Raw genomic sequence first — 26,225 nt, forward strand, 5'->3', positions numbered from 1 at the left:
AGGCAGTACATGAGCTGCCTTTTTTAATTTACATATTCATTTTTAGAAGCCCTAAAAGAACATAAGGAAAGTATCAATACTACGACAACAAAGAGCCATCCTACGATGTTCCAGCCGCCGAATACATCATGCAAGTATCCGAATAGGATTGGACCGATTGCAGCGAATAAATAACCTAAGGATTGTGCAAAGCCTGATAAATCAGCTGCTTCAAAAGCTGAACGGGTACGTAGTGTAAAGAACATCATCGCTAATGCGAATGAAGCACCCCCTGCTAAGCCGAGTAGCACCATCCACAGTACTGCGAAGTCTGTCCATTCCATCACTACCCCAATAAAGCCAACTATGTAAAATGACGTAAACATGAATACAAGGGGGCGTTGAGACGTCATTTTACTAGCAATAATAGGTACAGCTAAAGCCATCGGGACTTGTGAAAATTGCATGATGGAGAACATCCAGCCGGCACGATCTGCGGCTAAGCCTTGCGCTATGTATATTTCAGGAATCCAGGCAGCAGTTGTATAGAATAATAATGACTGTAACCCCATAGCACCTGTTACAGCCCAAGTAACAGGTGATTTCCATAAAGGTGTACGTTCTTTTGTAATCTTCAAAGTAGGCTCAGGCTTATTAAATTTCAACTGTGGAATCCAAATTAAAATGGTTAATCCCACTAGTACAAGCGAGATGGCCAGTGCACCTTGCCAGCCAAATGATGAATTGGCAATAGGATAGCTAATGCCAGCACCAAGCCCAGCTGTCAAATTCATCGACATTGTGAAAAATGCCATAAGTAAACCTATGTGATAGGGAAACTTCAATTTAAGCAATCCTGGAATAAGTACGTTACCGAATGCAATGGCGATACCAATTAGCACAGTACCAAACACGAGTAAAGTAGTTGTGCCAAGGGAGCGTATTATAATTCCTAATGCTAAAAGAATAGTAGATAAAAATAATGTTAATTCTAGCCCTAATTTACGTGCGACATTAGGGGCAAATGGTGATATGATTGCGAATGCTAGCAATGGGATTGTTGTTAGAAAGCCCGCGAGTACATTGGATATGCTGAGATCTTCACGGATAAAGGAAATAATGGGCCCAACAACTGTTAGTGGCATTCGTAATGTCGAGGCAATACAAATTACGCCGATCACTAGTAATAAGGTTGTTCCTCTCCAGCTGATTTTCCTGCTAAGATAAGTAGTCGAATGTTCATCAGTAGTCAAATAAATCCCTCCTGTTAGAACAATTATAATCGAACTACTATGCCATTGTATTAAATTATTTAAAGTGATGGAAAATTCGAAAAAAACGGAACATTAATCGAGTTATTGAAATGTCAAAGGTCGTATGTTAAACTAATACACATCATAAATTTAATAATTATATGCCTCAAGTTTGTATTGAGGTAGAGGTCGCGGTATTTAAGAGTATACTAATGGAAATGACAAGCATTAGAGATGTTAGTGGAAAGGAAATATCGCCGAAGTGTGAGGGGACTTGAAAACCTCATGCTGGGGCTGTCTCCGAAAGGAACAGAACTGTCACGTTTGGAACAACGTGTTGAGCTATCGTTTTTGAAAGAACTGAGGATTAACTTAGCCATCACTACGTTCATGTGATGGCATTTTTTTTGCCTCTTTAAAGAAGGAAGGAAGCTATATCGTGAGTGAAATAAAAGTGAATCAGCTCGGTAATAAAGCGCCGAAGCTGAAAAAAGAATTAAAAAGCCGTCATATTACTATGATTTCATTAGGCGGTACAATCGGTACAGGGTTGTTTTTAGCTAGTGGTGGTGCCATTGCGCAAGCAGGCCCTGGCGGAGCACTGCTCGCCTATGCATTAATTGGTATTATGGTGTACTTTTTAATGACGAGCTTAGGCGAAATGGCGGCTTATATGCCATCATCGGGCTCATTTAGTACGTATGCTACAAAATTTGTAGATCCGGCTTTAGGTTTTGCCCTTGGTTGGAACTACTGGTACAACTGGGCAATCACCATTGCGGCAGAGATTTCTGCTGTATCATTAATTATGAAATATTGGTTCCCGGATAGCTCATCAGCACTTTGGACTGCTTTATTTATCATTATAGTTTTAACGTTCAATTTACTATCGGTAAAAAGCTATGGTGAAAGTGAATATTGGTTTGCAATGATCAAGGTTGTAACTGTAATCATCTTTATTATCGTCAGTTTCTTAATGATTTTTGGTATTTTAGGTGGACAAGCTCCTGTAGGCTTTACGAATTTCTTTATTAGTGATGGACCATTCCACGGTGGTTTCCTTGCTACATTTGGTATTTTCTTAGCTGCGGGATTCTCTTTCCAAGGGACAGAGCTACTAGGAATAACAGCAGGGGAAACGGATGACCCTGGTAAAAATATTCCGAAAGCTGTTAAGTCTGTTTTCTGGCGAATTCTTTTATTCTATATTTTAGCGATTGCTGCAATTGGGATGCTGATTCCATTTACAGATGAACGTTTGTTGTCTGAGGATATCGCTGTATCACCATTTACACTAGTATTTGACCGTTTAGGAATTGCCTTTGCAGCGTCATTGATGAATGCCGTGATTTTAACGGCTATGCTGTCAGCAGGGAATTCAGGGCTCTATGCATCTTCTCGTATGCTGTGGCAATTAGCAGTAGATGGCCATGCACCAAAAATTTTCACTAAACTAAGCCGTCGAGGTATTCCCATTTATGCATTATTGGCGACATTAGCTGTAGGCTCCCTAGCATTTTTAGCTTCATTCTTTGGTGACGGTGTAGTCTATATGTGGCTTCTAAATGCCTCTGGGATGTCTGGCTTCATTGCCTGGCTAGGAATTGCATATAGCCATTATCGTTTCCGTCGAGCGTTCGAGGCACAAGGCTTGGATCCGAAATTGTTGCCATATAAAGCAAAGCTATTCCCATTCGGTCCGCTATTTGCTTTTACAGTTTGTATGATTGTTGTGATCGGTCAAAATTACACTGCCTTTATGGGTGACAAAATTGATTGGTACGGAGTCTTTGTTTCATATATTGGTATTCCACTGTTCTTACTGTTATGGCTTGGCTATAAAATCAAGCATAAAACAAAAATGCTTCCACTAGAGGAATGTGATTTAAAAGTAGAACAATAAAATTAAAACTGCCCTGTGAGTCATAGAAAATGACTTGCAAGGCAGTTTTTTAAGTTAAATAATAAATTTGTAACCCTAGAGTTCAAAATACTGCGAGGGAACGATTAATCTTTAAGCTCCAAGACCTCGTATCCCCATAATTGCAATCATCGATTCGTAGACTACAAGAATAAGCAAAATGATGAGTAATCCTAGTTAATTAAAAATACCTGTTTGTACTGGAGAGAAGAAGAAAGGGGACTTTAGTTTCTCAAATCGTCCTTCACTTTTGGTGCACAACCTTAATATGGTAAACTAATTGAGAAATGACACATCACCAAATTTCAGGTATAACATTTGTTGAAACGTATACCATGCATATAAGTTGATTGGAGTGGAGGCTGGGCGACTCCTTGGGGATTAGCGTCACAGATGAGACCCTGGAGCGAGCCCAGCGAGTGAAGCGGCTCATCGGACGCCCCCAGGAAAGCGCCCAGCTGGAACGGAAATCAACCCCTCTTTGTGGTGATGATCATAGTAATGACCAAGTCATATATAGACTGCTTTATATTAGGAAGAGGTGCATGAAAGTGCAAAACAATATATTACTAGTAGAAGATGACGAAGCCATTCGTGAAATGGTGGAAAACTATTTAACGATGGAGGGATTCCTTGTCACCTCTGCGGTAAATGGTGAGGAAGCATTACAAAATTGTTTAAACAATCCCTTTGATTTAGTGATCTTGGATATTATGATACCGAAACTTAATGGATTAGAAGTTTTAAAGATTATAAGAGAGCAAGCATCACTTCCAATTATCATTATGTCAGCCAAGGATAGTGATGTTGATAAAGCGTTGGGATTAGGATTAGGGGCAGATGATTATATCGCTAAGCCATTCTCTATGCTGGAATTTTCAGCACGTGTCAAAGCCGCAATTCGAAGAGCTACAAAATACTCCAGTCAAGTAGAGGAGAAGAAAGATACAGTAGAGATAGACAACTTATCAATCGACCTTGTTAATTTTTCAGCTGAGAAGAATGGACAACAAGTAAAGCTCACGTCAAAGGAATTTGCCATCTTGAAATTATTCGTGACAAATCGTAATCGCGTTTTTACAAAGCAGCAAATTTATCAACTAATCTGGAATGATGCTTACTATGGAGATGAAAACATTATTAATGTACATATAAGAAGATTACGCGAAAAAATTGAAGACGACCCATCCAACCCTCAATATATTATAACGCTTTGGGGAATTGGCTATAAATTTGAAGGATAAACAGATGATTATATTTCTACTATTTATAATTGTATTGCTCCTAGGTATTATAATTTTTCAGGTGAGAGCAAAAAAACAACAAGATGCTACTATTCAATACATGCATCAAAAACTGCAAGCAATCGTTGATGAACAATCGAGCGAGAAGATTTTAGTATCGACAGCTAATCAAGAAATACAGCAACTACTTATTGCGATGAATACCTTGTTGGATCACAATCAAAAAGTACTAGCAACACATCGAAAAATGGAAAGCTCTATGAAAAAGATGTTGGCGAATATTTCGCATGATCTTAAAACACCTTTAACAGTTGTATTAGGTTATACTGAAATGCTGCAGCTTAAGAACTCACTTTGTGAAGAGGAGCGGCAACGATTGCTTACTGGTGTTCATTCGAAAACATTGGAAGTATTAAAAATAATCCATACATTTTTTGACTTGGCAAAATTGGAGGCTGGAGATACAGATTATCCAATGACTAAAATCAATGTCAGTGAAATTTGCCGTAAAAACATTTTATCATTTTACGATATGGTCACCTCTATGGGGCTAGAAATTGATATTGCCATACCAGAGATATCCTTGAATGCACTTGGAAATGAGGAGGCATTAGATAGGGTTCTGAACAATTTACTGTCTAATGCTATTGCCTATGGGGCAGCTGGAAACGTAATCGGACTTTCAGTAAGAAATGATGATACTAACATCTTTATTGATGTATGGGATCGTGGTAAAGGCATTGACGAATATCATATTGATAATGTTTTTGAAAGAATGTATACGCTTGAGGATTCCAGAAATAAATCCTTCCAAGGTAGTGGCCTTGGCTTAACCATTACAAAACGTCTTGTAGAATTAATGGATGGCTCCATACAGCTCTCAAGTATTCCATATGAGAAAACCATTTTTACGGTTTCTTTAAAACGAATAATGTACTGAACAGTCATGCTTGTAGAGCATTTTAATTGCTTTACAAGCTTTTCTTTTGTGCTTAAGAAATTTGTAAGAATCCAGTAATAAATTTGAGAGTTTCGTTTTTTATAATAAGGTTAGCTAAATTTAAGGGAGAGATCTATATGACATATATTGTGAAAACAAATCAGCTTACAAAGGTGTATGAGGGAAAAGAAGTGGTTTCTGCCGTCAATATGCATGTGAAAAAGGGAGAAATTTATGGCTTTTTAGGTCCTAACGGTGCCGGAAAAACCACAGTCATGAAAATGCTGACAAATCTTACGAAGCCAACGGGTGGAGACATTGAAATCTTTGGTGAAAAATTAACTGATCAATCCTATGAAGTGCTGAAAAGGCTAGGTACAATTATTGAATATCCGATTTTCTATGAAAATTTAACAGCAAAGGAAACCTTAGAATTACATTGCGAATATATGGGCTATTATGACAAGAAAGAAATTACTCATGTCCTAGATCTAGTGAAACTGACAAACACAGAGAAGAAACGTGTAAAAGACTTTTCTCTTGGGATGAAACAGCGGTTGGGTATCGCGCGTGCGATTATTACTAAGCCGGAATTACTTATTTTAGATGAGCCGATTAACGGACTAGATCCTGTTGGAATTAAAGAACTTAGAGAGCTTTTCAAGATGCTTTGCAAAGAGTATGGAATTACAATTATTATTTCTAGTCACATTTTGGGTGAAATTGAACAAATAGCTGATACCATTGGCGTTATTAAGAATGGAAGATTAATTACAGAAGTCTCAATGGACGCTGTCAATCATAGTCAGGCAGAGTATATTGAAGTGATTGTTAACGATGGGAAAAAAGCAGCCTTTATTATAGAAAAGGAATTACATATTACTAATTTCAAGCTAATGGATGATAACTCTATTCGAATTTATGAATCAACAGCTTCTCAAAAGGTGCTAACTAAAACATTGATTGAGCATGATATTGAAATTGAGGGCATTAGCAAAAAAACAAGCTCATTAGAGGATTATTTCTTGAAGTTAATCAATGGAGGTGTCGTTAATGCTTAATTTAATGCGTCTGGAAATGAAAAAGTATCATTTAGGTTCCTATGTAAAACGAGCTATATTCGCAAATTTTGTGATATTAGGTGTCATGTTTATGCTTTTATTTATCACTAAAATAGAAGAAGATCCAGGTCTTGAAAATTATCAGATGGCACTAACCTTCATAGATGCAATGGTAAGAGCAGTATTTATCATTTTTGCATCTGTTTTAATCGCTAAACTTATTATTGGAGAATACAAATATAAAACGATCACTTTGGCATTTATGTATCCAATAAATAGAAAAAAATTGATTGCTTCAAAGCTAGCCATAGTTATTCTTTTTACCTTTAGTGCAATTATCTTATCAAATGCATTAGTAACGACGATTTTTTGTGTTATTACAGAAAGTTTTAGATTAATTCCGGATACATTAACGACTACTTTAATTATGCAGCGTATTCCAGTTGTATTAATGAATGCCGTGGCAGCATCAGGCATGGCATTGATCCCATTGTATTTTGGTATGAGAAAATACTCCATTCCAACAACGATTTTATCATCAATACTCATTGTATCGGTCGTATCCTCGAATACAGGGAACTTTTCATTGAATGATATTATCTTCGTTCCAATAACATTAGCAATAATCGGAATCAGCGTTGCCTATTTAGCGATTCGAAATATTGAAAAGGTAGATATATAAAGGGGCTTTTTAGAAAAAAGTAGATGCCAGGCATTCGAAATGAGTGCCTGGCATTTTTTCTAACCAAATATCGTTTCCCATATTAAATATATATTTAAAGCTACAACAAGTACGACTATACACCAGCCTAAAAATGTTGTAATACGATGGTTGACTAGGCTTCCCATAATGTCCCGTTTACTTGTAAACATAACAAGAGGTATAAGGGCAAATGCAATACCAAAGGATAGAACAACTTGACTTAGAACAAGGGCATAGGTTGCGTTAACTCCAGATGCAATGATAACTAGTGGAGGTAACATTGTAATAGCTCTGCGCAAATAAAGCGGTATTTTTCTTCGGATGAAGCCTTGCATCACAACGTCACCTGCTAGTGTACCAACTGAAGAGCTTGCAAGACCTGCGATGAGAAGTCCAAGACCAAAGGATACTGCTGCCATTGGACCGAGCGCCTCTTTTAAACCGTTATAAGCGACATCTAGATCCTCCACTACTATACCTTGTGTATGGAATACTGCTGCTGCAATAACTAGCATACTCATATTGATGGCACCAGCAATAATCATCGCAATCACAATATCAATAAACTCAAAACGGAAAATACGTCTTTTTTCATTGTCATTACGTCCAACAATACGACTTTGTGTTAATGAAGAATGTAAATAAATAGCATGTGGCATAACCGTTGCTCCTAATATTCCTGTTGCGAGTAACAGGGAATCTACCCCTTCAAATTGCGGCGTGAACATCCCAATTGTTACTTCGCCCCAATTTGGTTGTGCTAAAAACGTTTGGAATGCAAAGGCTAGTACGACAATTAGCACCATGCCAGAAATACCTGCTTCAAATGCTCTAAAGCCTCTGCGTTGTAATTCTAAAATGGCAAATGAACCGACTGCTGTAATAAGTGCTGCAGGTAACATTGGAATATTAAATAACAAGTACAGCCCTAGTGCTGCCCCAATAAATTCTGCAAGATCTGTTGCGATAATCACCAATTCAGCCTGTATCCATAAAAATATAGATGTTCTTTTAGAAAAATGCTCCCGTGCTACCTCGGGCAAATTTTTACCAGTCGCAATACCAAGCTTTGCTGACAAAGATTGAATTAACACCGCCATCAAATTGGAAAAGACAATTACCCAAAGAAGTAAATAACCATATTGTGAACCAGCTGTTATGTTTGTCGCAAAGTTGCCTGGATCAATATAGGCAACTGCTGCGATAAAGGCTGGACCAAGAAACGGTAAAATTCGTCGCCAGCCTGTTATATCTCCGTCTAAAACCGCCTCAGCAGACGGTTTTGTTAGTCGTTTGTAAACCATGTTGTTCCCTCGTTTCAAAAAGTATCGTAGAAGAAATAAAGTTTCCTTTAGGAAAATAGTATATTACTATTTTATAACTTGAGCAAAAAAATGTGAAGACTTTTGCCTGTTTTTTGTAACGCAATATTTATTCTGCATTAACTGCGGGTAAAAGTACGATTGGTTAGGGGCAACAGGATGTTGATCACACAAGCGTTTTCACAGGATGTGAAGGTTTTAGGTTTTAGCTTGTGTTCCTCTATCCAGTAGGGATAAAGAAACCCCCACTGATTACAGTTTCACTTTATGTAGTTAAAGTATGCATGGAACCAAGACTATCAGAAATTTTAAGTTAAGAAATTTTGTTGAGAGTATGCCTGTTGTTCCCTAAATGAGTAGTTTCGTTTTGGAGGTAGAAGCATATGTTTTATTCTCATCATTTTCTAATTAGACTTTCACCCCTTGTATCGTTTACGATGAGAAGAAAATGATGGGGAATGATTCGGCATGACCAAGCGAATTTTAATAATAGAGGATGAAGAGAATATTGCAAGGGTCCTACAGTTAGAGCTTCAATTTGAGGGTTATCAGGCTGACACAGTACATACAGGCACAGATGGTTTGCTTAAATACCGTGAGCAGCAATGGGATTTAATCTTATTGGATGTTATGCTCCCTGAGATGAGCGGGATTGATGTGCTAAAGCGTATTCGTGCAACAGAATCACAGACGCCAGTAATTATGCTGACCGCAAAGAGTGAGGTTGAAGATAAGGTAAAGGGTCTGGATCTTGGAGCGAATGATTATGTAACAAAGCCGTTTGATATTGAAGAATTACTTGCTCGCATTCGAAATGCTTTAAGATTTTCTCAAAGAAGTAACCACCAACAAGTTCAACCGGCATTTGAGCAATTATCCATTAATGAGCAAACACGAGAGGTTGTTTATTATGGGGAAGGGGTTCAATTGACACCTCGTGAATATGATCTTCTCTTATATTTATTGAAACACCCAAAGCAGGTACTATCGCGTGAGCAAATTTTAGAGGCTGTATGGGGGTATGACTATTATGGGGATACGAACGTTGTGGATGTTTATATTCGTTATGTTCGACAAAAACTTGAAGCTGCTAATGATACACCCATTATCCAAACGGTGCGTGGTGTTGGCTATGTGCTGAAGGAGCACAAACATGAGACTTAAAACAAAAATTCATTTGCTAACGACTTTATTAATGCTTGTTATGTTAGTAGCAACGAATAGTGGAATTTATTTTTTGTATGAAAAGTTTTCTTATAGTACCGAATATAAACAGCTCCAAGCACGAGCAAATGAGCTAAGTTCTACATTGAGTCAGTTAAATGAACAAACTAACTTACAGCAAGTTTTAAGAGCTTATATGCCAACAGATGGAGCAGTGTATATTTATGATGAACAGCACGTAATCATGAAGGTTCAGGCTACACTAGAGATGCCTGATGTCCCATACATTAGCTTCACTATGCCAGCTATTTGGATAGACGGAACAGTTGTGCAAATAAAATTAAAGCAGTCAGTGGAGGAAGTGGCAAGCACATTAGGTTTGCTGAAAGCGATATTGGTGGTTGTTTCAATTGTTGCAACAATTCCTATATTTTTAGCGAGTTTAGCACTTGGTCGCCTTATTCTATTGCCACTTGAACGCTTAAATAAAACGATGTTAAAAAGTACAACTACTGGAAAGTACGAAAAAATTGATATTCCCGACAAAGGCCGGGATGAGTTAACAAATATAAATCGTACTTTTAACATAATGATGGAGAAGCTTGAACAGCATTACCAAAAGCAACAGCAATTTGTGTCAAATGCTTCCCATGAATTAAAAACGCCTATTACTGTGATTGAAAGCTATGCAAAATTACTATTGCGCAGAGGCTTTGACAATAAGGAGGTAGCGCAGGAATCGCTACAAGCCATTGTGAATGAATCATCGCGCATGCATGAAATGGTGTTGCAATTGCTGGAGTTAGCCAAAAACAAGGAGCATCTTGACGTACATTTTGTTCAGTTAGAGCTTGCTCCATTCTTAAATAAGGTGGCCACGCAAATGCAACAGGCTTATCATCGCGGATTCATCGTCGATGCTGAAATGCCAAACTATATTTATAGCGATGAAAAAATGTTGAAACAGTTGCTCTTTATTTTACTTGATAATGCTCGAAAATATAGTGAGAGAGAAGTCCACATACATACTACAGACATTTCTGAGTATGTTCTCATTACTATTCAAGATTTTGGGGTTGGGATTCCAGCTGAGCATATTCCCCATTTATTTGAGCGTTTTTATCGTGTGGCGGAGGACCGCAACCGTAAAACTGGAGGCTCAGGCTTAGGGCTCGCTATTGCCCATGAACTTGCAGGGCAGCTTGGTATTACGATTGATGTTGAAAGTACAATTGGCGAGGGCTCAAGCTTTACCCTACGTGTACCAAAGGGGGAGCAACAATGAAAAAATGGCTATTGATAATTGGTGCCATCATCCTTCTCTGTAGTGGAACGCTATGGTTTGTTCAGTATCGCTTCTTTCATGTTGAGCCTCTTAGTAAAGAACAGGCAATTCATCATATTGAAAAAATCTACAACGGTCATGTAACAAAGGCTAAAAATCAAGGAAATGAGTATGAAATGCTATTTACACGAGATGGTGCAACTTATATGGTGATGCTAGATGCAACTACACAGCAAATTACAAATTTAAAATTGAAGGAAGTGGAAAGTAAATTACCGTTAACAGAAGAGCAAATACGACATATGGTTGAGAAGGATTATGGGGATATTAAGAGTGTCGTGTTAGTAGATAACATTTACACTGTACGTGTTGAAAAAGAGGATCAACAAAGGGATCTCACACTCGATGCCTATACAGGTGATGTCTTGTCTAAAAAAAATGTTCAGCCAGTTGGTCAACCAGAAATTGTCAATGTTATTTCTAAAGAACAGGCAATGAAGATTGCTCTCCAACAACTAAATGGTGAGGTAGATTCCATTGATTATAAGGAAACAGAGGATGGTGGCTATTATTTAGTTGAAATTGAAACTAAGAATGAAGAAGCTGTTTTCCAAATACATGCAATCTCTGGGAAGGTGATGTCCGTCACATGGGATGAAGATCATTAAGTAATTCTAATGAAATTCTAATGTTTCTCTTATTGTTCTATCATCTTCGCTTGATAAGCTAAGAATAGATAAAGTACAACCCCGCTTAACTTTTTGGTTACCTCAGCTGCTTGACTTGAGGGGCGTTCAGCCAGATGTATGCGGGATAAAACAAAGGAGAGATGAACAGATGAAGATGAAAAAAATCATTTTAATCCCAGCGTTAGTCGGTGTACTTGGCGTTGGAGCTGTTATTGGATCAACAACTTTATTAACAGGTAATGCCCAAGAAAAAAAGGTATTATCAATGCAGGAAATTGAGAAAAAAGCACTAAAAGTTGTCAACGGTACCGTAACTGATATTGAGTTTGAGCAGAATCAATACCGCTCAGTTTATGAGGTAGAGGTGTACACGGATACTGAAGAGCATGACTTAAAATTTGATGCCTATACAGGTGAGCTATTAAAGCAAAAGAAGGAACGTCGAGATCAAGATGATACGTATGACAAGATGACTGCTTCCACTACAACAACTAAAATCACAAAAGAGCAGGCTATTGAAAAGGCCTTAACAAAGGCAAAGGGTACAGTGACTAAAATTAAACTTGATGATGGGATTTACGAAATCGAAATCAGAAACGGACAGCAAGAATACGAAGTTGATGTTGATTCATCTACAGGTGAAATTATAGGCTTTGAACAAGATATTGAGGACTAATGTGCATAAGCTATCTTAAAAGTGGGACAATACTTTTAAGATAGCTTTTTTAGTTCTGTGAGTAATTACATACTACCTGAGAGAATATCTATGCTTTTCACTTATAATAATAAAAAATTTTCTTCTTTACTTTTTTTTAATACGAGCGTAATATGACATCATTATAAAGGTTTCAAATTTCTAAATCGCTGAAGCAACTGAACGCGGGGGACCCAGTTTTTACGGATTGTTTAACAATAATCCTTGGGGTGAATCTCTTCATTTTTTGAAGGGTAGGGCTACTCAGGCCCGAATCCGACAGCTAACCTCGTAAGCGTTAAGAGCAGAAAAGTTGGAGCTTGGCAGACGAATGAGCGTCTACAAGTCGTATTTAGTGATGACTTGTGGACGTTTTTTTATCTTCATTCAAAAACGAAAATAAGCCCCAGTGGACTACACAGATACCGATTATGCGAAGGTGTAATCGATTTAGAAATGCGAAACACATCCCATGAAACTAGAAGGTGTTGTATATGAAATCCTCATTAAAACGTTATGTTATCGGAAAACCGTTGAGATCCGATACATTGGGGGAGCAAAAGCTTAATAAAAGAAAGGCACTTGCCATACTGTCGTCAGATGCTTTGTCATCAGTAGCGTATGGACCTGAGCAAATTTTAATTGTGCTCATGACAGTAAGTACTGTTGCCTTTTGGTATTCTCTACCGATTGCTGCTGGGGTAGTTGTGTTACTGGCAGCACTTATTTTTTCGTATCGTCAAGTTATTTTTGCGTATCCACATGGTGGTGGAGCATACGTAGTTTCTCGGGAGAATTTAGGTGTCAATGCCGGTCTCGTCGCGGGTGGTTCATTACTTGTCGATTACATTCTAACCGTTGCGGTAAGTGTATCGGCCGGGACAGATGCGATTACTTCGGCATTTCCAAGTCTGCATCCTTATAACGTGTTTATCGCTGTGTTTTTTGTTATATGTTTAACGCTTTTAAATCTACGTGGTGTTACAGAATCTGCATCCATATTAGCGTATCCAGTATATTTGTTTGTAGCTGTCATGCTGATATTAATTGGAGTGGGGATTTATAATGTAGCAACAGGGCAAGTTCCAGCAGAGTTGAGTCCAAAGGTTGGTACACCCGTTGCAGGAATTAGTCTTTTTATATTATTAAAGGCATTTGCATCAGGAAGCTCAGCTTTGACTGGTGTAGAAGCTATTTCAAATGCTATTCCTAATTTTAAAGATCCAGGACCAAAAAATGCGTCTAAAACGTTACTTGCGATGGGCGGTATTTTAGCGGTACTATTTATCGGTATTGTGAGTCTAGCTTATTTTTATGGAATTGCTCCAAATGCAGAAGAAACAGTTGTTTCGCAAATTGCGGAGGCAAGTGTAGGACGCAATTTCTTTTACTATATAGTGCAGGGTACAACAGCAATGATTTTAGTACTCGCTGCAAATACAGGTTATTCAGCCTTTCCTTTACTAGCAGTCAATTTATCGAAAGACCGTTTTATCCCAAGAATGTTCCAAATCCGTGGGGATCGTCTCGGTTATTCAAATGGAATCTTGATGCTTGGTTTAGCTGCCATTGTCTTAATCATTTTATTTGATGGGGCAACAGAACATTTAATTCCACTTTATGCAGTTGGTGTTTTTATTCCGTTTACGTTAGCGCAGGCCGGAATGATGCGGAAATGGTGGCGTGAAAAGCCAAAAGGTTGGGTTGCAAAATTTGCAATAAATACGATTGGAGCGGTTATTTCCTTTATTGTTGCCATGATGTTTTTTGTGACGAAATTACCTCAAGTATGGCCAGTATTTATCTTTTTACCAATAATTATTTTGACGTTTCATCGAATTAAACACCATTATCAAGCAGTTGGTGAGCAGTTAAGATTAAATAATGAGGAGCTACCTATTATTGAGGGGAATGTTTTCATAGTCCCTGTCGCTGGTATTACGAAAGTAGTTGAAAACACTTTGCATTACGCACATTCATTAAAGGTCGACAAAATTATTGCCTTTTACGTAGCCTTCGATCAAGATGACGCAAAAGCTTTTGAAGAGAAATGGAAAGCTTGGCAGCCAGATGTACGGCTTGTAACATACTATTCACCATATCGAAGTATTACACAGCCGTTGATGAAATTTATTAATAAGGTTGAACATCAATGTGCGAAAACAGGACATCAAGTAACAGTTGTTATCCCACAATTTATACCAAAAAAAGGATGGCATCATATGTTACATAATCAATCAAGTCTATTAATTCGCGCTACGCTGTTATTTAACAAAAATGTCGTCATTATGACAGTGCCTTTCCATTTAATAAAATAATGACTAGCCTGCTGGAAAATTGTCTGATATAATCAGTACGTTGGTTGTAAAACACGAACATTTACAATTGAAATTAATTAAAATTCCAGCAAATTCCGAAAAATCAATCTTTATTTAGTGAGTCATTTAGCACATTGCCGAATGAAGTACTGATTTAAATAATTGCTATGTATTACAGCTTCATACTGTTTCACTCATATAATAGCGAGAATATGGCTCGCAAGTTTCTACCGATTTACCGTAAATAAATCGACTATGGGTAGCAATGCTTTAGAAGATCTCATATAAGATGATGATGTTTTCTATTTGTTTCGACGTTTTTACGCTGAATGCTTTGCTCCACTCGTAGATGAATGGATCAAGGTATTCAGCGTTTTTTATTAAATTAAGAAAGAAGGAAATAAAGGAAATGAAGTTATTACACGATAAAATTATGCAAGAAGGAAAAGTTTTATCTTCATCTGTATTAAAAGTAGATTCATTTTTAAATCATCAAATCGACCCAATGCTTATGAAGGAAATTGGTCATGAGTTTGCCAATCGTTTCTCTGATCAAGTTATTACAAAAATAGTGACGATCGAATCTTCAGGTATCGCACCATCTGTTATGCTAGGGCTTGAAATCGGTGCACCTGTAGTATTTGCACGTAAACGTAAATCTTTAACATTATCAGATAATCTTTTTTCTTCAAAAGTACATTCTTTCACAAAAAATGAAACAAATGATATTTCAGTATCACGAAATTTCTTAAATGAAGATGATAACGTCCTAATTATCGATGATTTCTTAGCTAATGGAGAAGCTGTCAAAGGCTTGCTTGATATTGCAGCACAAGCTGGTGCAAATGTTGTGGGCGTCGGCATTGTTATTGAAAAAGGTTTCCAAGATGGTGGGAAATTATTACGCCAGCAAGGGATTCGCGTGGAATCATTAGCAATTGTAGAATCTCTTGAGGATGGCAAAGTTACATTTGCTGCGGAGGCTAATGCGTAATGAATGCCTTTAAATCGACTGCGCTAGCGATTCAACATTTACTTGCGATGTATGCAGGAGCCATTTTAGTGCCATTGATTATCGGTGGGGCAATCGGCTTTGATTCAACACAAATGACGTATTTAGTGGCGATTGACATTATGATGTGTGGAATCGCAACTCTTTTACAAGTGTATTATGGTAAATTTATCGGTATTGGTTTGCCAGTTGTCCTAGGTTGTACATTTACAGCAGTAAGGCCAATAATTGCAATCGGTACAAATCCAGAGCAAGGTATTACTGATATTTATGGTTCAATTATTGCATCAGGTGTAATCATTATGATTATTGCCGGCTTCTTCGGAAAGCTAGTAAAATTCTTCCCGCCTGTTGTGACAGGTTCGGTAGTGTCGATTATCGGTATCTCTTTATTACCAGTAGCTTTAAACAATATGGCGGGTGGACTAGGTGCAAAAGATTTCGCATCTGGCTCGAATATAGCTTTAGCGTTTATTACACTCGTTATTATTTTAGTAGTTTATCGTTTTTCTACAGGGTTCGTCCGCGCAATCTCCATTTTAATTGGACTAGTTGCTGGGACAATCTTAGGCGCATTCATGGGTAAAGTTGATTTTAGCCCAGTTTCAGATGCAGACGCGTTACACATGGTTCAACCATTCTACTTTGGTATGCCAACATTTGATGCTACAGCGATTATTACAATGACACTCGTAGGAATGGTTTCTTTAGTAGAATCAACAGGAGTCTATTTTGCGCTAAGTGATATTTGCAATAAAAAGCTAGACTCAAAAGATTTAGCTCGTGGGTATCGTTCAGAAGGTCTTGCTTCGGTTATTGGTGGTATTTTCAATGCCTTCCCATACACAACGTTCTCACAAAACGTGGGTCTAACTCGTATGTCTGGCGTAAAAGATCGTAAAGTCATTTACATCACAGGTGGATTACTAGTAGCACTTGGCTTTCTACCAAAAATCGCAGCATTAACAACGATTATTCCAACACCAGTACTTGGTGCGGCAATGCTAGCGATGTTCGGCATGGTCATTACACAAGGTATGGGCATGCTAGTACCTGTAATGAATGAGTCAGCGGAAAATGCGATGATTGCTGCTGTAGCAGTTAGTCTTGGTGTCGGTGTATCGGTTGTACCAGGAATTTTCGATGCACTACCAGAAAGTATATCTCTTCTAACATCTAACGGTATCGTCTGTGGTTCGGTTACAGCGATTATCCTGAATATTTTATTCAACATGATCGGGCCAAAGCATAAGGAAGACCCGATGCATGGGGAAGTTTAAAGGTAATCTACAAAAATGTCATCTACTTCTATAGTAGGTGGCATTTTTTTATGAGACCAGATGGTTAATTCTTTTATTGGTAGGAAATCTATAAAATACATTTCATTAGAATTTAAATCAATATATCGACATACATATATAGTATATAAAACTACTCTCTGAAAGGTCTCTGACAAATGCAAAGTATATTTCTGATATTAATACTTCAATTAGTGTATGTACCTTTTTTAACGTTACGGACAATATTTTTAGTAAAGAATATTACTGTCCTTGCTGCTATATTCGGTATGCTGGAAATGTTAGTGTATGTATTTGGCCTTTCGCTTGTTTTTAACGGGGAACAGAGTATTTTAGCCATGAGTGTTTATGCATTTGGTTTTGGTCTAGGTATTTTCCTAGGTGCCAAAATTGAACGGAAACTGGCGATCGGCTATGTCTATACGACAATCAATACGCAAAATAAAAACGAAGAGCTCGTGAATTTCCTCCGTAATGAAGGCTTTGCAGTGACTATTTATATTGGTGAAGGTCGAGATAGTAACCGTTATAAATACGAAATATTAACTAAGAGAAATCGTGAGATGGAGCTGTTCCAAATTGTAGAGCAATTTGAACCAAATGCGTTTATTATTTCTTACGAGCCTAAATCATTCAAAGGTGGATTTTTGCTCAATCGAATGAAGGCAAAGCAAAAATAAAAAGGACTTCCGCTTTATGGCAGAAGTCCTTTGTTCTTTCCACAGGTCAATTAAAACGCTCTTTGACCAACTCTTTAAACAACTCGAAATCCGAATAGACTATTTCTTTGTAGCGCATTGCCTGTAAAATCGTGCTTTCAACAAATACGTTACGCTCCTTACCAATAGCTTTTAATATTTCATCTTCACTATGGTAGGTGAAAACATCGGAGTAGTCGATATCGGCACGTGCATGGTTTTTGGCAGCAATTTGTCCCATCGTCGATGTTGTTGCAAAATAATCCTCTACATCCTTGTAGTTTTTAGGCTTCACCTTTTTCTTATAAGGGGAACGCTCACGGATATAGTATTCTTGCCCCTCCATCGTAACATAAGCTAAATGAGGGTCCTCTAAATGATGCATGGCTTTTTGAGTACCTACTACACGTGCTCCTTGGTGCACATAAGTTTCCCAGAATGTCTCATTGTACGGAAGGAAATATGCAGGGATTGCCGTGCGCACTTCCTTCATTTCAAGAACTAAATCGCATACTCCCTGTGCATTTGTTTCGTCCTCTACTAAAATATAATAGCGTTTTAAGCCGATGGATGCTGTCCCTGAACCGTATTTAATGGCGATATCTTTAATCTTATAGTTGGGTAGCGCAGTAGAGATTGCGGCATATTCTTCTGAAGTGACAGGCTGTACTTCTTCATTCCATAGGAAAACACGCTGTTCTTCATCGTTAATGTACGTGATATCCTGTACAAACTGTGAATGCTGACGTTTCTCTAATTTTTTCAAAACCTTTTTGATTGGTCCCTTTGTATTATCCTTTGTAAATGTTAATGTCAGTGGATCATCTTGTTTACGCTGAAACCGTTTTAGTTGGCTGACATAGCTATGTAGAAAATGATGAATGGCCTTTTCTTGAGCTTCATGATCTAAGCCTTGCTCCTCAAGATATAAAGCGATACTAACACTCATGCGACTAACATCATACAAGTAAGAGCCAACATAGCCTTCATCAAAATCATTAATATCGAACACAATGTCGCCTGTTTCATTTTGAAATGCACCGAAGTTGTCCATATGCATGTCTCCCTGTATCCAAGTAGGCATGACATCAGATGTATGGAAAATGGAAGGGGATTTCGTGACATCAAAATAAAATAAATAGGCACTTCCTCGGAAAAAACGGAAAGGACTATCTAGCATGGTGCGATACTTTTCTATACGTTGCTCCTTAGTTAATCTCATACGTTGACCATCAAATTCCTCGAAAATCGTCTCTAACAGTGTTCTTCTTAAAATTGTTCGTGTGTTCTTCACTTGTTCTAATAAAGTATGCTCCATAGCACATTCTCCTTTGTTCATCTAGTGATTTTACATGAATATACGGAAAATACAGGAATAAAGTTTCACCCGAAAAACCAAATAGAGCTTTAGAGAAATTTATCGAGCGGGCTCGATAAAAAAAGTAGGGTTGACTTTTGACCAAGCCGTATTTGATAACATGTTCGATTCCATATTATCATACTATAAATACATGCTCAGTCTCGGAGGGGGGTTGTATGTATTTTTTTACGAAAGGCTTGATTATTCTTATTGGAAGTACTGCGGTTTCGCTAGGAATTAATCTTTTTTTAACGCCCTATCAAATTTTGGATGGGGGAGTTGTGGGGATAGCGCTTATTTTACACTATTTGTATAAGCTTAAAATAGGTTTAATGATCATCATTATTAGCATTCCAGTTTTTATTATTGCTTGGTATAAATACAGAGCATATTTTTACAATAGCATTCACGGATTAATTGCATCTTCTCTTATTATTGACTTACTAAAGCCTGTTCGGAATCTTGTCCAAATCGATGCTATTTATAGTGCCATATTTGGAGGGATACTGATGGGATTTGGTATTGGCTTGATGCTTAGATTTCAGACAAGCACTGGTGGCACAGATTTGATTGCACAGTTTTTGTGTGAGAAAACAGGGATTAATGTTGGGATACTTATTTTTATGATTGATTCGATCGTCATTGTGGTAGGGAGTCTGTTTTTATCTTCCAGTACATTAATGCTGTCAATTATTACAGTTTTAGTAGTAGGGATTACGACCAGTATTATGACTAGTTATGCATAATAAAAAAATAGCTTCAGCATGACTGAAACTATTTTGAAATTCGTTATCGAGAGCTCTTCATCATTCTTTTTTTAGGATGTGCAGGCTTTACTTCGGCAATTAATATGGCGAGTAAAATCAGTACTGCCCCTACAACCATGCGACTTGTTAATACCTCATGTAAGAAAATTACGGATAGTACCATGCCGAAGAATGATTCTGTCGACAGGATAATAGCTGCCTTTGTAGCAGACGTATATTGATTCGCAACATTTTGAAAAAGATAGGCAAGAGTAGTTGAAAAGATTCCTAAATAAATAATTGAATAGATTGCTTCTTTTTCAAGGTTGGTTGGGATGTCGCCTTGACTGACTACGACTAAGACACCTAAAAATGCTGCTGTGATAAATTGAATAATCGTAAGGGCGATGGCATCTTCCTTTTGTACAAAAAGATTTGTACAAAAAATATCAAATGCAAAGGCGACAGCACAAGCTAAGGAAAGTGCGTCTCCGATATTCATTGTCAGTGATCCTTGTAATGATAAAAAACCGATTCCAATAATAGCTATAATTGAACCGATAATTTCATAGCCATCTATACGGCGCTTGTAAACTGCAAACGCAATTAAGGGAACAATAATGACATTTACAGCGGTTAAAAATGCATTTTTAGATGGTGTTGTATATTGTAATCCCACTGTCTGAAGGGCAAAGGCAACATACAAAATGGTCCCTAACAAAACACCTTTCCAGATCACTGATTTTGAAGCTTTTTTTAATCTGTATCCAAATAAGACTATCAGTATAATCGAAGCTAATAAAAATCTACCTGCCATTACTTGATAAGCTGTTAAATATTCCAATGCAATCGCCGTTATTACAAATCCGCTACCCCAAACGATTGCAGTAACTAATAGCATGCCATCAGCTATGTATTGTTTCATCATTCTTCCTCCTAACTACAATAGAATAGCATGAAATGGAAGAAAAAAAATTGATGTTAATTCTAAATATTCGGGCGTTTTTTTGTACTTATTCCAATGCTGATCATTCAACATCTATTTTGCTATGTAATAAGTACAATTTAACGGCTGCAGCTATACGTTCGTAAAAAACATAATCATTTTCTAAAGGAGCTACTAGTTGACGTATTTTTGACAAACGATAACGGATTGTGTTTGGATGACAAAAATGAGCAACGGCTACTTCCTTTATATTTCCTTGTTTTACAACGTAGGTGATGGCTGTGTTCATTAAATCTGGATCAACCTTTTCCTCAAGTAGGGGACCGAGATAGCTATTTACATAGTTCATAGTAAATTGAGGGTCCTTGCGATGTAATTCAATTAACAAACAATCGGAAGCGAGATTTTCATAATGACAGATAGGAGACGATTCAATTTCAGCCATGATGCGTGCATAGAAGGCTTCCCGAACAGCAAGAGGGAGTTCAACTTGTGTTACATGACAACGACTATAGCCAAAGGTCAATGAATCAGTTGAGATTGCATACATGGTTAACCATTCATTGAGAAGTTTTTCAAATTGAAATTCTTGCGATGGATGGGTCATTAAAATAAAGAGGCTCTTTTTATAGGTACAAATCATACCCGATTTTAAAAGAGGCTCTAAATGAAAAAGAGACTGCATCCACTGACTATTTTTAAGCTCTTGCGTTTGAATATTAGCAACAAATACATATTTTTCAAAGGGCTTATTTACTTGTTGTAAAATGGACTTTATTTGTTCAGCTGTAACATCTTCTTCCATTAAACGTCGCATAATCGTTTCTAAAAAGAATGAATAATCCTGTGTTTTTGCATAGGCCATCGTTTCTAAAATAATTTTTTCAAAGAATTCATCTCCACCAAATCGTAAGATCGGGAAATTGTGCTCATCTGCATACACTAGAACTTCCTCTGGTAAGTCCTCATAGATGACAGGTTTATAGGCTAAAGCACTGGCCCCTAGCTCAATAAGATTTTTCACGGCATTCCATAAATATTCTGGCTTGTGCTTTGCAAATAATAAACTGCTCAGAACCACACTGTTCGGTGTGAAAATCGTTTCTCTCACAGTTTGAATATCGGGCGAAAATTCAAAGTCTAGAATTTCGACATTGTGGACGGGTTTATATAAACCATTGCGACCAGCAACAACTGTAAAATCCTTTGTTATGGGCAGTTGTAAAAAGTTCTCTACGTTCATTAGGATATCAAGCAACCTTTCTTATGATTGTGCTTCTATTCTTATTATAAAAGTACTTGTCAGTAAAATACCATTAGTATTGCTGAAAGAAGGGGCGTGAATCGCTGATAAACCAGCCAAGATCGCTGATAAAGGACAACGAATCGCTGATAAATCAGTCAAGATCGCTGATAAACCACAACGAATCGCTGATAAAACAACCAACCTCCAGTAACCTTTGCTCGAACTGCCTTCTCCCATCCTGAATTTATACCCACTCTACCAAGTGATCAAAAATGATTACTTTTATACACTATTGAAAAGGGAATCTAGTGCTAGAGCCATCTATTTTACATACTATTAACAATGAATTTACAATAAAAGGGTACAATGGATTGTAATAACCAAATTAAGAGGTGCTAGTATGGAGTCTGTTGTGAGACAAAGCATAAAAACAAATAATTTATTTTCCTATTTCAAGCATTTATATGGGCAGCATCAAAACAATACTTTATATATAAAACGTTTAAAAGCGTTGAAGCAAATTATTCAGGACAAGAATTTGGATACATATTTTCAGCCTATCGTCGATTTACAGACGAGGCAAACGGTGGGTTTTGAGGCGTTGAATCGTCCGTGGAGTTCAGAATTATTTAATAGTGTCGATCAGTTTTATGAATTTGTTGGACAAACGGACTGCGTATTTTTATTTGAGTGCTTTTGTCGTAATCTTTCATTGCAGCGCTTCCAAGAACGACTGCACGAAGATTGGATAAACAGAGGCTTTTTAGTATTTGTTAATATACATCCGAATGTCTTACTTGATAAGAACTACCATAGTGGTGAAACCTTACAATTATTAAAAGAGCTGGGTATTAAACCACAACAGGTAGTATTTGAGCTAACTGAACGCAGTGCCGTAGTAGATTTTGTGGAGTTTGAACGTGTGTTATCACATTATCGATCACAGGGTTATCGAATCGCAGTGGATGATGTGGGTTCAGGATACAATAGCTTAAAAACACTTGTTTATTTAAAGCCAGAATTTATTAAACTAGACCGTTCTTTAATACAATTTATTGATAAAAACAGCGAGCAACAGCAGCTGGTCACATTGCTCATGAGATACGCCGAGCAGGCTGAGACAAAAATTATTGCAGAGGGTATTGAACGTCAGGAAGAATTAAACTATTTACATAATATTGGTATTCACTACGCGCAAGGTTATGCGATAGGGAAACCCGCAAAGGAAATACATTTGGGGAAAATAAGGATGGATGACCATGAAAATAGGGGAAGTCATAGAAAGTGTTCCTTGTATTGATGAATTTGTGAAAAATAAAGAAGTGGATTTGCTTTTTACAAACGATCCGTCATTACGTAGTGTCGTTGTTGTTCGAGATGACAAACCAATTGGGCATATTACACGCACACATTTTTATCAAAAAATTGGTACACGTTATGGCTATAATTTATTTATGGGACGGCAAAATCAACTTATTATGAAAGAGAATCCTTTAATTATAGATCGTCATACACCTATAACAGAAGTCAGCACGGAAGCGATGCAAAGACGACCAGAGGACTTATATGATGATGTGATTGTAACAAAAAATGGCTTATATTATGGTGTCGTAAGTATTCGAGAATTACTGTTAAAGCTTGTAGAAACACAAGTAGCTATTGCAAGCTTTTTGAATCCGTTAAGCAGTCTTCCAGGCAATAAATTAATTGATGAAAAGCTCGAAGAAGCATTACAGCTACCGCGATATAGTTTAATATATTTTGATTTAGATCATTTTAAATCCTATAATGACACGTATGGTTTTAATAAAGGGGATAAAATTTTACTGTATTTAACAGACATCTTAAAAAGAAATATAGTTGGTACAGAGGAATTTTTAGGGCATATTGGTGGAGATGATTTCGTTGCTATTCTTCCTCATTTTGAGGCTAACTCAATTTGTCAAATAATTATTGATGAGTTTGATGCATTCATTTTGAGCTTTTATGAACTAGAAGATTTAGGGCAATTACAGATTCATAATAGGGCTGGTACACTTGAGCCGTTCACATGCACTTCACTATCCATCGCAGTTATAACAAATCAATATCAGCAATTTGAATCTGTTGATCAATTGTCAGATGCGGTGACGCGTGTGAAAAAACAATGTAAAACAATTTCAGGAAGCTCTTATCTAGTTAATGATCATGAAAAAGAAACCTATCTCGTTCACTAAACGAAGTAGGTTTTTTATCTTTTAGTAAGTACTCCACAAAAGCATCTTCGTATTTACTGCTGCTTGCAGATCGTCACCAATTCTAGCGTTGTCGACTAAAATATAAATAAGACCTAAATGAGTAATGGTTTTAATCATCATTTCTTGAATCTCTTCTTCTGCAGCAACATCTACTTCACATCGAATGCATTAGCGGTGTCCTTGTTTAATGCATCCTCATTAAAGTCGGCAATTACCACTCTTGCTCCTTCCTTAACGAAAAAAGTCTACTGTTAAATTTAAATTATTATATTTCGTTTTTGGGGAATAATCATAAGAAATAACAGCTTTCATTATAAGAAAATATTAATCTAAACAAAACATACTTGAATTATAGGGATTATAGGTATATAATTCGATTTACATTAAACAAACTGGTTGGGGGGCTTTCCATTGTCTACATTACAAATCGTTCTTAACGTAGCCGTTTTACTTGTGTTCGTTGGGATTTTATATCTTATGAATAAAAAACACGTTAAGTTTTCAAATCGTGTTTTTACAGCTTTAGGTTTAGGTATTGCACTTGGTCTTGGACTGCATTTAATTTATGGTATTGATTCTGAAGTTTTAGCTAAAACAACAAGTTGGTACAATATTATTGGTACTGGTTATGTTAAATTGCTACAAATGGTTGCAATGCCATTAATTTTCATTTCAATCTTAATAGCCTTTACGAAAATGAAAGTTGGCAAAAACTTTGGGAAAATGGCAGCACTTATTTTGGCGATTTTAATCGGTACAACTGCTGTTTCAGCTGCGGTTGGTATTTTTTCAGCAACAGTTTTCGATTTAGATGCTTCCCACATTATACAAGGGTCAGCAGAAACTGAGCGTGGAGCATATTTAGAGGAAAAAACTTCTGGATTAACTGCGCCGGATTTACCAACGCAAATTATTGAGTTATTCCCAGCAAATCCATTTTTAGATTTAACAGGTGCTCGTTCGACATCAACGATCGCTGTTGTTATTTTTTCAGCGTTCTTAGGTTTTGCATACTTACGTATAGCACGTAAAGATGAAGCTACTGCGGCCACTATTAAAAAGGGCTTGGATGCAATCTATGCATTAGTAATGGGCGTTGTAACAATTGTCTTACGTTTAACACCATATGGTATTTTAGCCATTATGGCTCGTACAGTGGCAACATCTGATTTCGGGGCAATTTATAATTTAGGTAAGTTTGTTATTGCGTCTTATGTAGCGTTATTCATTGTGTTTATAGTACACTTATTAATCCTTACATTAAGTGGTTTAAATCCATTTACGTATTTAAAAAAATCTGCAGAAACATTATTGTTTGCTTTCACTTCACGTTCAAGTGCAGGTACTTTACCGATGAATATTAAAACGCAAACAGGTCGTCTCGGTGTACCTGAGGGGATCGCGAACTTCTCAGGCTCATTCGGATTATCTATTGGTCAAAATGGCTGTGCCGGTGTTTATCCTGCGATGCTAGCGATTATGATTGCACCTACAGTAGGCATTAATCCGCTTGATCCAGTATTCATCATTACTGTGATCGCAGTCGTAGCAATCAGTTCATTTGGTGTAGCTGGTGTTGGTGGAGGTGCAACATTCGCGGCAATTCTTGTATTATCAGCACTCGATTTACCGATTGCACTTGCTGGTGTATTAATCTCTGTTGAGCCATTAATCGACATGGGGCGTACTGCTCTTAATGTAAGTGGTTCAATGATGGCAGGTGTGACAACAGCACGTGTCACAAAAGAGTTGGATACGGAAATGTACAATAATAAAGAATTAGGAGCTCAAGTAGCGGACCTATAAACAAAAAAGAGTTACTCTCGTTTGAGAGTAGCTCTTTTTGTATCAGATCAGGTGTGTTGGCTTTTATCCATCTTAAAGGCTCTGAGCGACGAGCCGCTTCCTTCGCTCCGCTTCGTGCAGGGTCTCGTCTGTCTCGCTTTCCCGCGGGAGTCGAGTAGCCCTACGCTACAATTAGTCAAAATGGGAATATATAGACGAAACAGTAACGAAAAAATCCTTTTTTTCGCTCAATAATAAACCTATTTTTTCCTAATCAAACGCCTGGTATCAGATATAAAAGCGGGTTGTGATGTAAGTAATAGC

General features: G+C 37.3%; 23 protein-coding genes and 3 riboswitches. Of the genes, 17 read left to right on the forward strand and 6 right to left on the reverse strand.

The window, feature by feature from the left end; all coding sequences use genetic code 11:
- Positions 1 to 23 precede the first annotated feature (23 nt).
- Positions 24 to 1,232, reverse strand: coding sequence for a CynX/NimT family MFS transporter (locus tag AB9L17_RS01340; RefSeq protein WP_068985840.1), 1,209 nt, complete (start codon positions 1,230 to 1,232; stop codon positions 24 to 26).
- Positions 1,233 to 1,407: 175 nt separating this feature from the next.
- Positions 1,408 to 1,585, forward strand: a riboswitch (Lysine riboswitch).
- An 86-nt stretch (positions 1,586 to 1,671) separates the two neighbouring features.
- On the opposite strand from AB9L17_RS01340, the gene AB9L17_RS01345 reads away from it, so the two are divergent.
- The 5 genes from AB9L17_RS01345 (at position 1,672) to AB9L17_RS01365 (ending at position 7,080) form a co-directional block, all read left to right on the forward strand.
- Complete coding sequence (locus AB9L17_RS01345) at positions 1,672 to 3,135, forward strand: amino acid permease (RefSeq protein ID WP_068985841.1); 1,464 nt, start codon at positions 1,672 to 1,674, stop codon at positions 3,133 to 3,135.
- Between the two features lie 569 nt (positions 3,136 to 3,704).
- Entirely contained in the window at positions 3,705 to 4,397 is a 693-nt protein-coding gene (locus tag AB9L17_RS01350) for a response regulator transcription factor (protein WP_223554771.1), read from the forward strand.
- Positions 4,398 to 4,401: 4 nt separating this feature from the next.
- On the forward strand, positions 4,402 to 5,337 hold the full coding sequence (locus tag AB9L17_RS01355; RefSeq protein WP_068985946.1) for a sensor histidine kinase: 936 nt from the start codon (positions 4,402 to 4,404) through the stop codon (positions 5,335 to 5,337).
- Positions 5,338 to 5,474: 137 nt separating this feature from the next.
- Positions 5,475 to 6,398 (forward strand): ABC transporter ATP-binding protein, encoded by a 924-nt coding sequence (locus AB9L17_RS01360; RefSeq protein ID WP_068985842.1) that lies wholly within the window; start codon positions 5,475 to 5,477, stop codon positions 6,396 to 6,398.
- The gene (locus AB9L17_RS01365) at positions 6,391 to 7,080 is read left to right on the forward strand and encodes an ABC transporter permease (protein ID WP_068985843.1); all 690 of its coding nucleotides are present in this window, start codon (positions 6,391 to 6,393) and stop codon (positions 7,078 to 7,080) included. Before AB9L17_RS01360 ends, AB9L17_RS01365 begins: the two co-directional genes overlap by 8 nt.
- Positions 7,081 to 7,139: 59 nt before the next feature.
- Here AB9L17_RS01365 and AB9L17_RS01370 read toward each other — a convergent pair whose 3' ends face one another.
- Complete coding sequence (locus AB9L17_RS01370) at positions 7,140 to 8,405, reverse strand: Nramp family divalent metal transporter (protein ID WP_375199946.1); 1,266 nt, start codon at positions 8,403 to 8,405, stop codon at positions 7,140 to 7,142.
- A 486-nt stretch (positions 8,406 to 8,891) separates the two neighbouring features.
- On the opposite strand from AB9L17_RS01370, the gene AB9L17_RS01375 reads away from it, so the two are divergent.
- From AB9L17_RS01375 to AB9L17_RS01410, 8 genes are all read left to right on the forward strand, one after another.
- Entirely contained in the window at positions 8,892 to 9,587 is a 696-nt protein-coding gene (locus AB9L17_RS01375) for a response regulator transcription factor (RefSeq protein ID WP_375199947.1), read from the forward strand.
- Complete coding sequence (locus tag AB9L17_RS01380; RefSeq protein WP_068985846.1) at positions 9,577 to 10,872, forward strand: HAMP domain-containing sensor histidine kinase; 1,296 nt, start codon at positions 9,577 to 9,579, stop codon at positions 10,870 to 10,872. The genes AB9L17_RS01375 and AB9L17_RS01380 overlap by 11 nt, the downstream gene beginning before the upstream one ends.
- Positions 10,869 to 11,540, forward strand: coding sequence for a PepSY domain-containing protein (locus AB9L17_RS01385; protein ID WP_375199948.1), 672 nt, complete (start codon positions 10,869 to 10,871; stop codon positions 11,538 to 11,540). The genes AB9L17_RS01380 and AB9L17_RS01385 overlap by 4 nt, the downstream gene beginning before the upstream one ends.
- Positions 11,541 to 11,709: 169 nt before the next feature.
- Positions 11,710 to 12,237, forward strand: a complete 528-nt coding sequence (locus AB9L17_RS01390) for a PepSY domain-containing protein (RefSeq protein WP_223554753.1) — start codon at positions 11,710 to 11,712, stop codon at positions 12,235 to 12,237.
- 176 nt (positions 12,238 to 12,413) lie between these two features.
- A riboswitch (cyclic di-AMP (ydaO/yuaA leader) is annotated at positions 12,414 to 12,567 on the forward strand.
- 182 nt (positions 12,568 to 12,749) lie between these two features.
- Positions 12,750 to 14,573, forward strand: coding sequence for an APC family permease (locus AB9L17_RS01395; RefSeq protein WP_068985848.1), 1,824 nt, complete (start codon positions 12,750 to 12,752; stop codon positions 14,571 to 14,573).
- Positions 14,574 to 14,747: 174 nt separating this feature from the next.
- A riboswitch (purine riboswitch) is annotated at positions 14,748 to 14,849 on the forward strand.
- Between the two features lie 133 nt (positions 14,850 to 14,982).
- Positions 14,983 to 15,567 carry a xanthine phosphoribosyltransferase gene (locus AB9L17_RS01400; RefSeq protein ID WP_068985849.1) on the forward strand — a complete coding sequence of 195 codons (585 nt, stop codon included), beginning with the start codon at positions 14,983 to 14,985 and terminating at the stop codon, positions 15,565 to 15,567.
- The gene (locus AB9L17_RS01405) at positions 15,567 to 16,865 is read left to right on the forward strand and encodes a nucleobase:cation symporter-2 family protein (RefSeq protein ID WP_375199949.1); all 1,299 of its coding nucleotides are present in this window, start codon (positions 15,567 to 15,569) and stop codon (positions 16,863 to 16,865) included. The genes AB9L17_RS01400 and AB9L17_RS01405 overlap by 1 nt, the downstream gene beginning before the upstream one ends.
- Before the next feature lie 176 nt (positions 16,866 to 17,041).
- Positions 17,042 to 17,563, forward strand: coding sequence for a DUF2179 domain-containing protein (locus AB9L17_RS01410; protein ID WP_068985851.1), 522 nt, complete (start codon positions 17,042 to 17,044; stop codon positions 17,561 to 17,563).
- A gap of 46 nt (positions 17,564 to 17,609) precedes the next feature.
- Here AB9L17_RS01410 and AB9L17_RS01415 read toward each other — a convergent pair whose 3' ends face one another.
- On the reverse strand, positions 17,610 to 18,899 hold the full coding sequence (locus AB9L17_RS01415) for a DUF2252 domain-containing protein (protein WP_068985852.1): 1,290 nt from the start codon (positions 18,897 to 18,899) through the stop codon (positions 17,610 to 17,612).
- Positions 18,900 to 19,117: 218 nt separating this feature from the next.
- Here AB9L17_RS01415 and AB9L17_RS01420 point away from each other — a divergent pair, with 218 nt between their 5' ends.
- Positions 19,118 to 19,687 (forward strand): YitT family protein, encoded by a 570-nt coding sequence (locus tag AB9L17_RS01420; RefSeq protein ID WP_068985853.1) that lies wholly within the window; start codon positions 19,118 to 19,120, stop codon positions 19,685 to 19,687.
- Between the two features lie 43 nt (positions 19,688 to 19,730).
- Here AB9L17_RS01420 and AB9L17_RS01425 read toward each other — a convergent pair whose 3' ends face one another.
- From AB9L17_RS01425 to AB9L17_RS01435, 3 genes are all read right to left on the reverse strand, one after another.
- On the reverse strand, positions 19,731 to 20,612 hold the full coding sequence (locus tag AB9L17_RS01425) for a DMT family transporter (protein ID WP_068985854.1): 882 nt from the start codon (positions 20,610 to 20,612) through the stop codon (positions 19,731 to 19,733).
- Between the two features lie 103 nt (positions 20,613 to 20,715).
- Positions 20,716 to 21,876: a PucR family transcriptional regulator gene (locus tag AB9L17_RS01430; protein WP_375199950.1), complete on the reverse strand. Its 1,161-nt coding sequence runs from the start codon at positions 21,874 to 21,876 to the stop codon at positions 20,716 to 20,718.
- Between the two features lie 21 nt (positions 21,877 to 21,897).
- On the reverse strand, positions 21,898 to 22,116 hold the full coding sequence (locus AB9L17_RS01435; RefSeq protein WP_139114468.1) for a hypothetical protein: 219 nt from the start codon (positions 22,114 to 22,116) through the stop codon (positions 21,898 to 21,900).
- Between the two features lie 163 nt (positions 22,117 to 22,279).
- Between AB9L17_RS01435 and AB9L17_RS01440 the strand changes: the two genes are divergently transcribed.
- The 3 genes from AB9L17_RS01440 to AB9L17_RS01450 all read left to right on the forward strand — a co-directional run bounded on the left by AB9L17_RS01440 (position 22,280) and on the right by AB9L17_RS01450 (position 25,922).
- A complete protein-coding gene (locus AB9L17_RS01440) occupies positions 22,280 to 23,179 on the forward strand; it encodes an EAL domain-containing protein (protein WP_223554746.1) in 900 nt (299 codons plus the stop codon).
- Positions 23,139 to 24,095, forward strand: a complete 957-nt coding sequence (locus AB9L17_RS01445) for a GGDEF domain-containing protein (protein ID WP_375199951.1) — start codon at positions 23,139 to 23,141, stop codon at positions 24,093 to 24,095. The genes AB9L17_RS01440 and AB9L17_RS01445 overlap by 41 nt, the downstream gene beginning before the upstream one ends.
- A 498-nt stretch (positions 24,096 to 24,593) precedes the next feature.
- Positions 24,594 to 25,922: an L-cystine transporter gene (locus AB9L17_RS01450; protein WP_302621809.1), complete on the forward strand. Its 1,329-nt coding sequence runs from the start codon at positions 24,594 to 24,596 to the stop codon at positions 25,920 to 25,922.
- The last annotated feature ends 303 nt before the right edge of the window (positions 25,923 to 26,225 follow it).

This window comes from Lysinibacillus sp. RS11, assembly GCF_042019215.1.
GTDB lineage: Bacteria > Bacillota > Bacilli > Bacillales_A > Planococcaceae > Lysinibacillus > Lysinibacillus xylanilyticus_A.

Bases quoted from the DNA above. Each gene is read 5' to 3' on its own strand.
- AB9L17_RS01355 (WP_068985946.1), top strand. From the start codon at position 4,402: ATGATTATATTTCTACTATTTATAATTGTATTGCTCCTAGGTATTATA.
- AB9L17_RS01360 (WP_068985842.1), top strand. From the start codon at position 5,475: ATGACATATATTGTGAAAACAAATCAGCTTACAAAGGTGTATGAGGGA.
- AB9L17_RS01365 (WP_068985843.1), top strand. From the start codon at position 6,391: ATGCTTAATTTAATGCGTCTGGAAATGAAAAAGTATCATTTAGGTTCC.
- AB9L17_RS01370 (WP_375199946.1), bottom strand. From the start codon at position 8,405: ATGGTTTACAAACGACTAACAAAACCGTCTGCTGAGGCGGTTTTAGAC.
- AB9L17_RS01375 (WP_375199947.1), top strand. From the start codon at position 8,892: ATGACCAAGCGAATTTTAATAATAGAGGATGAAGAGAATATTGCAAGG.
- AB9L17_RS01380 (WP_068985846.1), top strand. From the start codon at position 9,577: ATGAGACTTAAAACAAAAATTCATTTGCTAACGACTTTATTAATGCTT.
- AB9L17_RS01385 (WP_375199948.1), top strand. From the start codon at position 10,869: ATGAAAAAATGGCTATTGATAATTGGTGCCATCATCCTTCTCTGTAGT.
- AB9L17_RS01390 (WP_223554753.1), top strand. From the start codon at position 11,710: ATGAAGATGAAAAAAATCATTTTAATCCCAGCGTTAGTCGGTGTACTT.
- AB9L17_RS01395 (WP_068985848.1), top strand. From the start codon at position 12,750: ATGAAATCCTCATTAAAACGTTATGTTATCGGAAAACCGTTGAGATCC.
- AB9L17_RS01400 (WP_068985849.1), top strand. From the start codon at position 14,983: ATGAAGTTATTACACGATAAAATTATGCAAGAAGGAAAAGTTTTATCT.
- AB9L17_RS01405 (WP_375199949.1), top strand. From the start codon at position 15,567: ATGAATGCCTTTAAATCGACTGCGCTAGCGATTCAACATTTACTTGCG.
- AB9L17_RS01410 (WP_068985851.1), top strand. From the start codon at position 17,042: ATGCAAAGTATATTTCTGATATTAATACTTCAATTAGTGTATGTACCT.
- AB9L17_RS01415 (WP_068985852.1), bottom strand. From the start codon at position 18,899: ATGGAGCATACTTTATTAGAACAAGTGAAGAACACACGAACAATTTTA.
- AB9L17_RS01420 (WP_068985853.1), top strand. From the start codon at position 19,118: ATGTATTTTTTTACGAAAGGCTTGATTATTCTTATTGGAAGTACTGCG.
- AB9L17_RS01425 (WP_068985854.1), bottom strand. From the start codon at position 20,612: ATGAAACAATACATAGCTGATGGCATGCTATTAGTTACTGCAATCGTT.
- AB9L17_RS01430 (WP_375199950.1), bottom strand. From the start codon at position 21,876: ATGAACGTAGAGAACTTTTTACAACTGCCCATAACAAAGGATTTTACA.
- AB9L17_RS01435 (WP_139114468.1), bottom strand. From the start codon at position 22,116: ATGGGAGAAGGCAGTTCGAGCAAAGGTTACTGGAGGTTGGTTGTTTTA.
- AB9L17_RS01440 (WP_223554746.1), top strand. From the start codon at position 22,280: ATGGAGTCTGTTGTGAGACAAAGCATAAAAACAAATAATTTATTTTCC.
- AB9L17_RS01445 (WP_375199951.1), top strand. From the start codon at position 23,139: ATGAAAATAGGGGAAGTCATAGAAAGTGTTCCTTGTATTGATGAATTT.
- AB9L17_RS01450 (WP_302621809.1), top strand. From the start codon at position 24,594: ATGAATAAAAAACACGTTAAGTTTTCAAATCGTGTTTTTACAGCTTTA.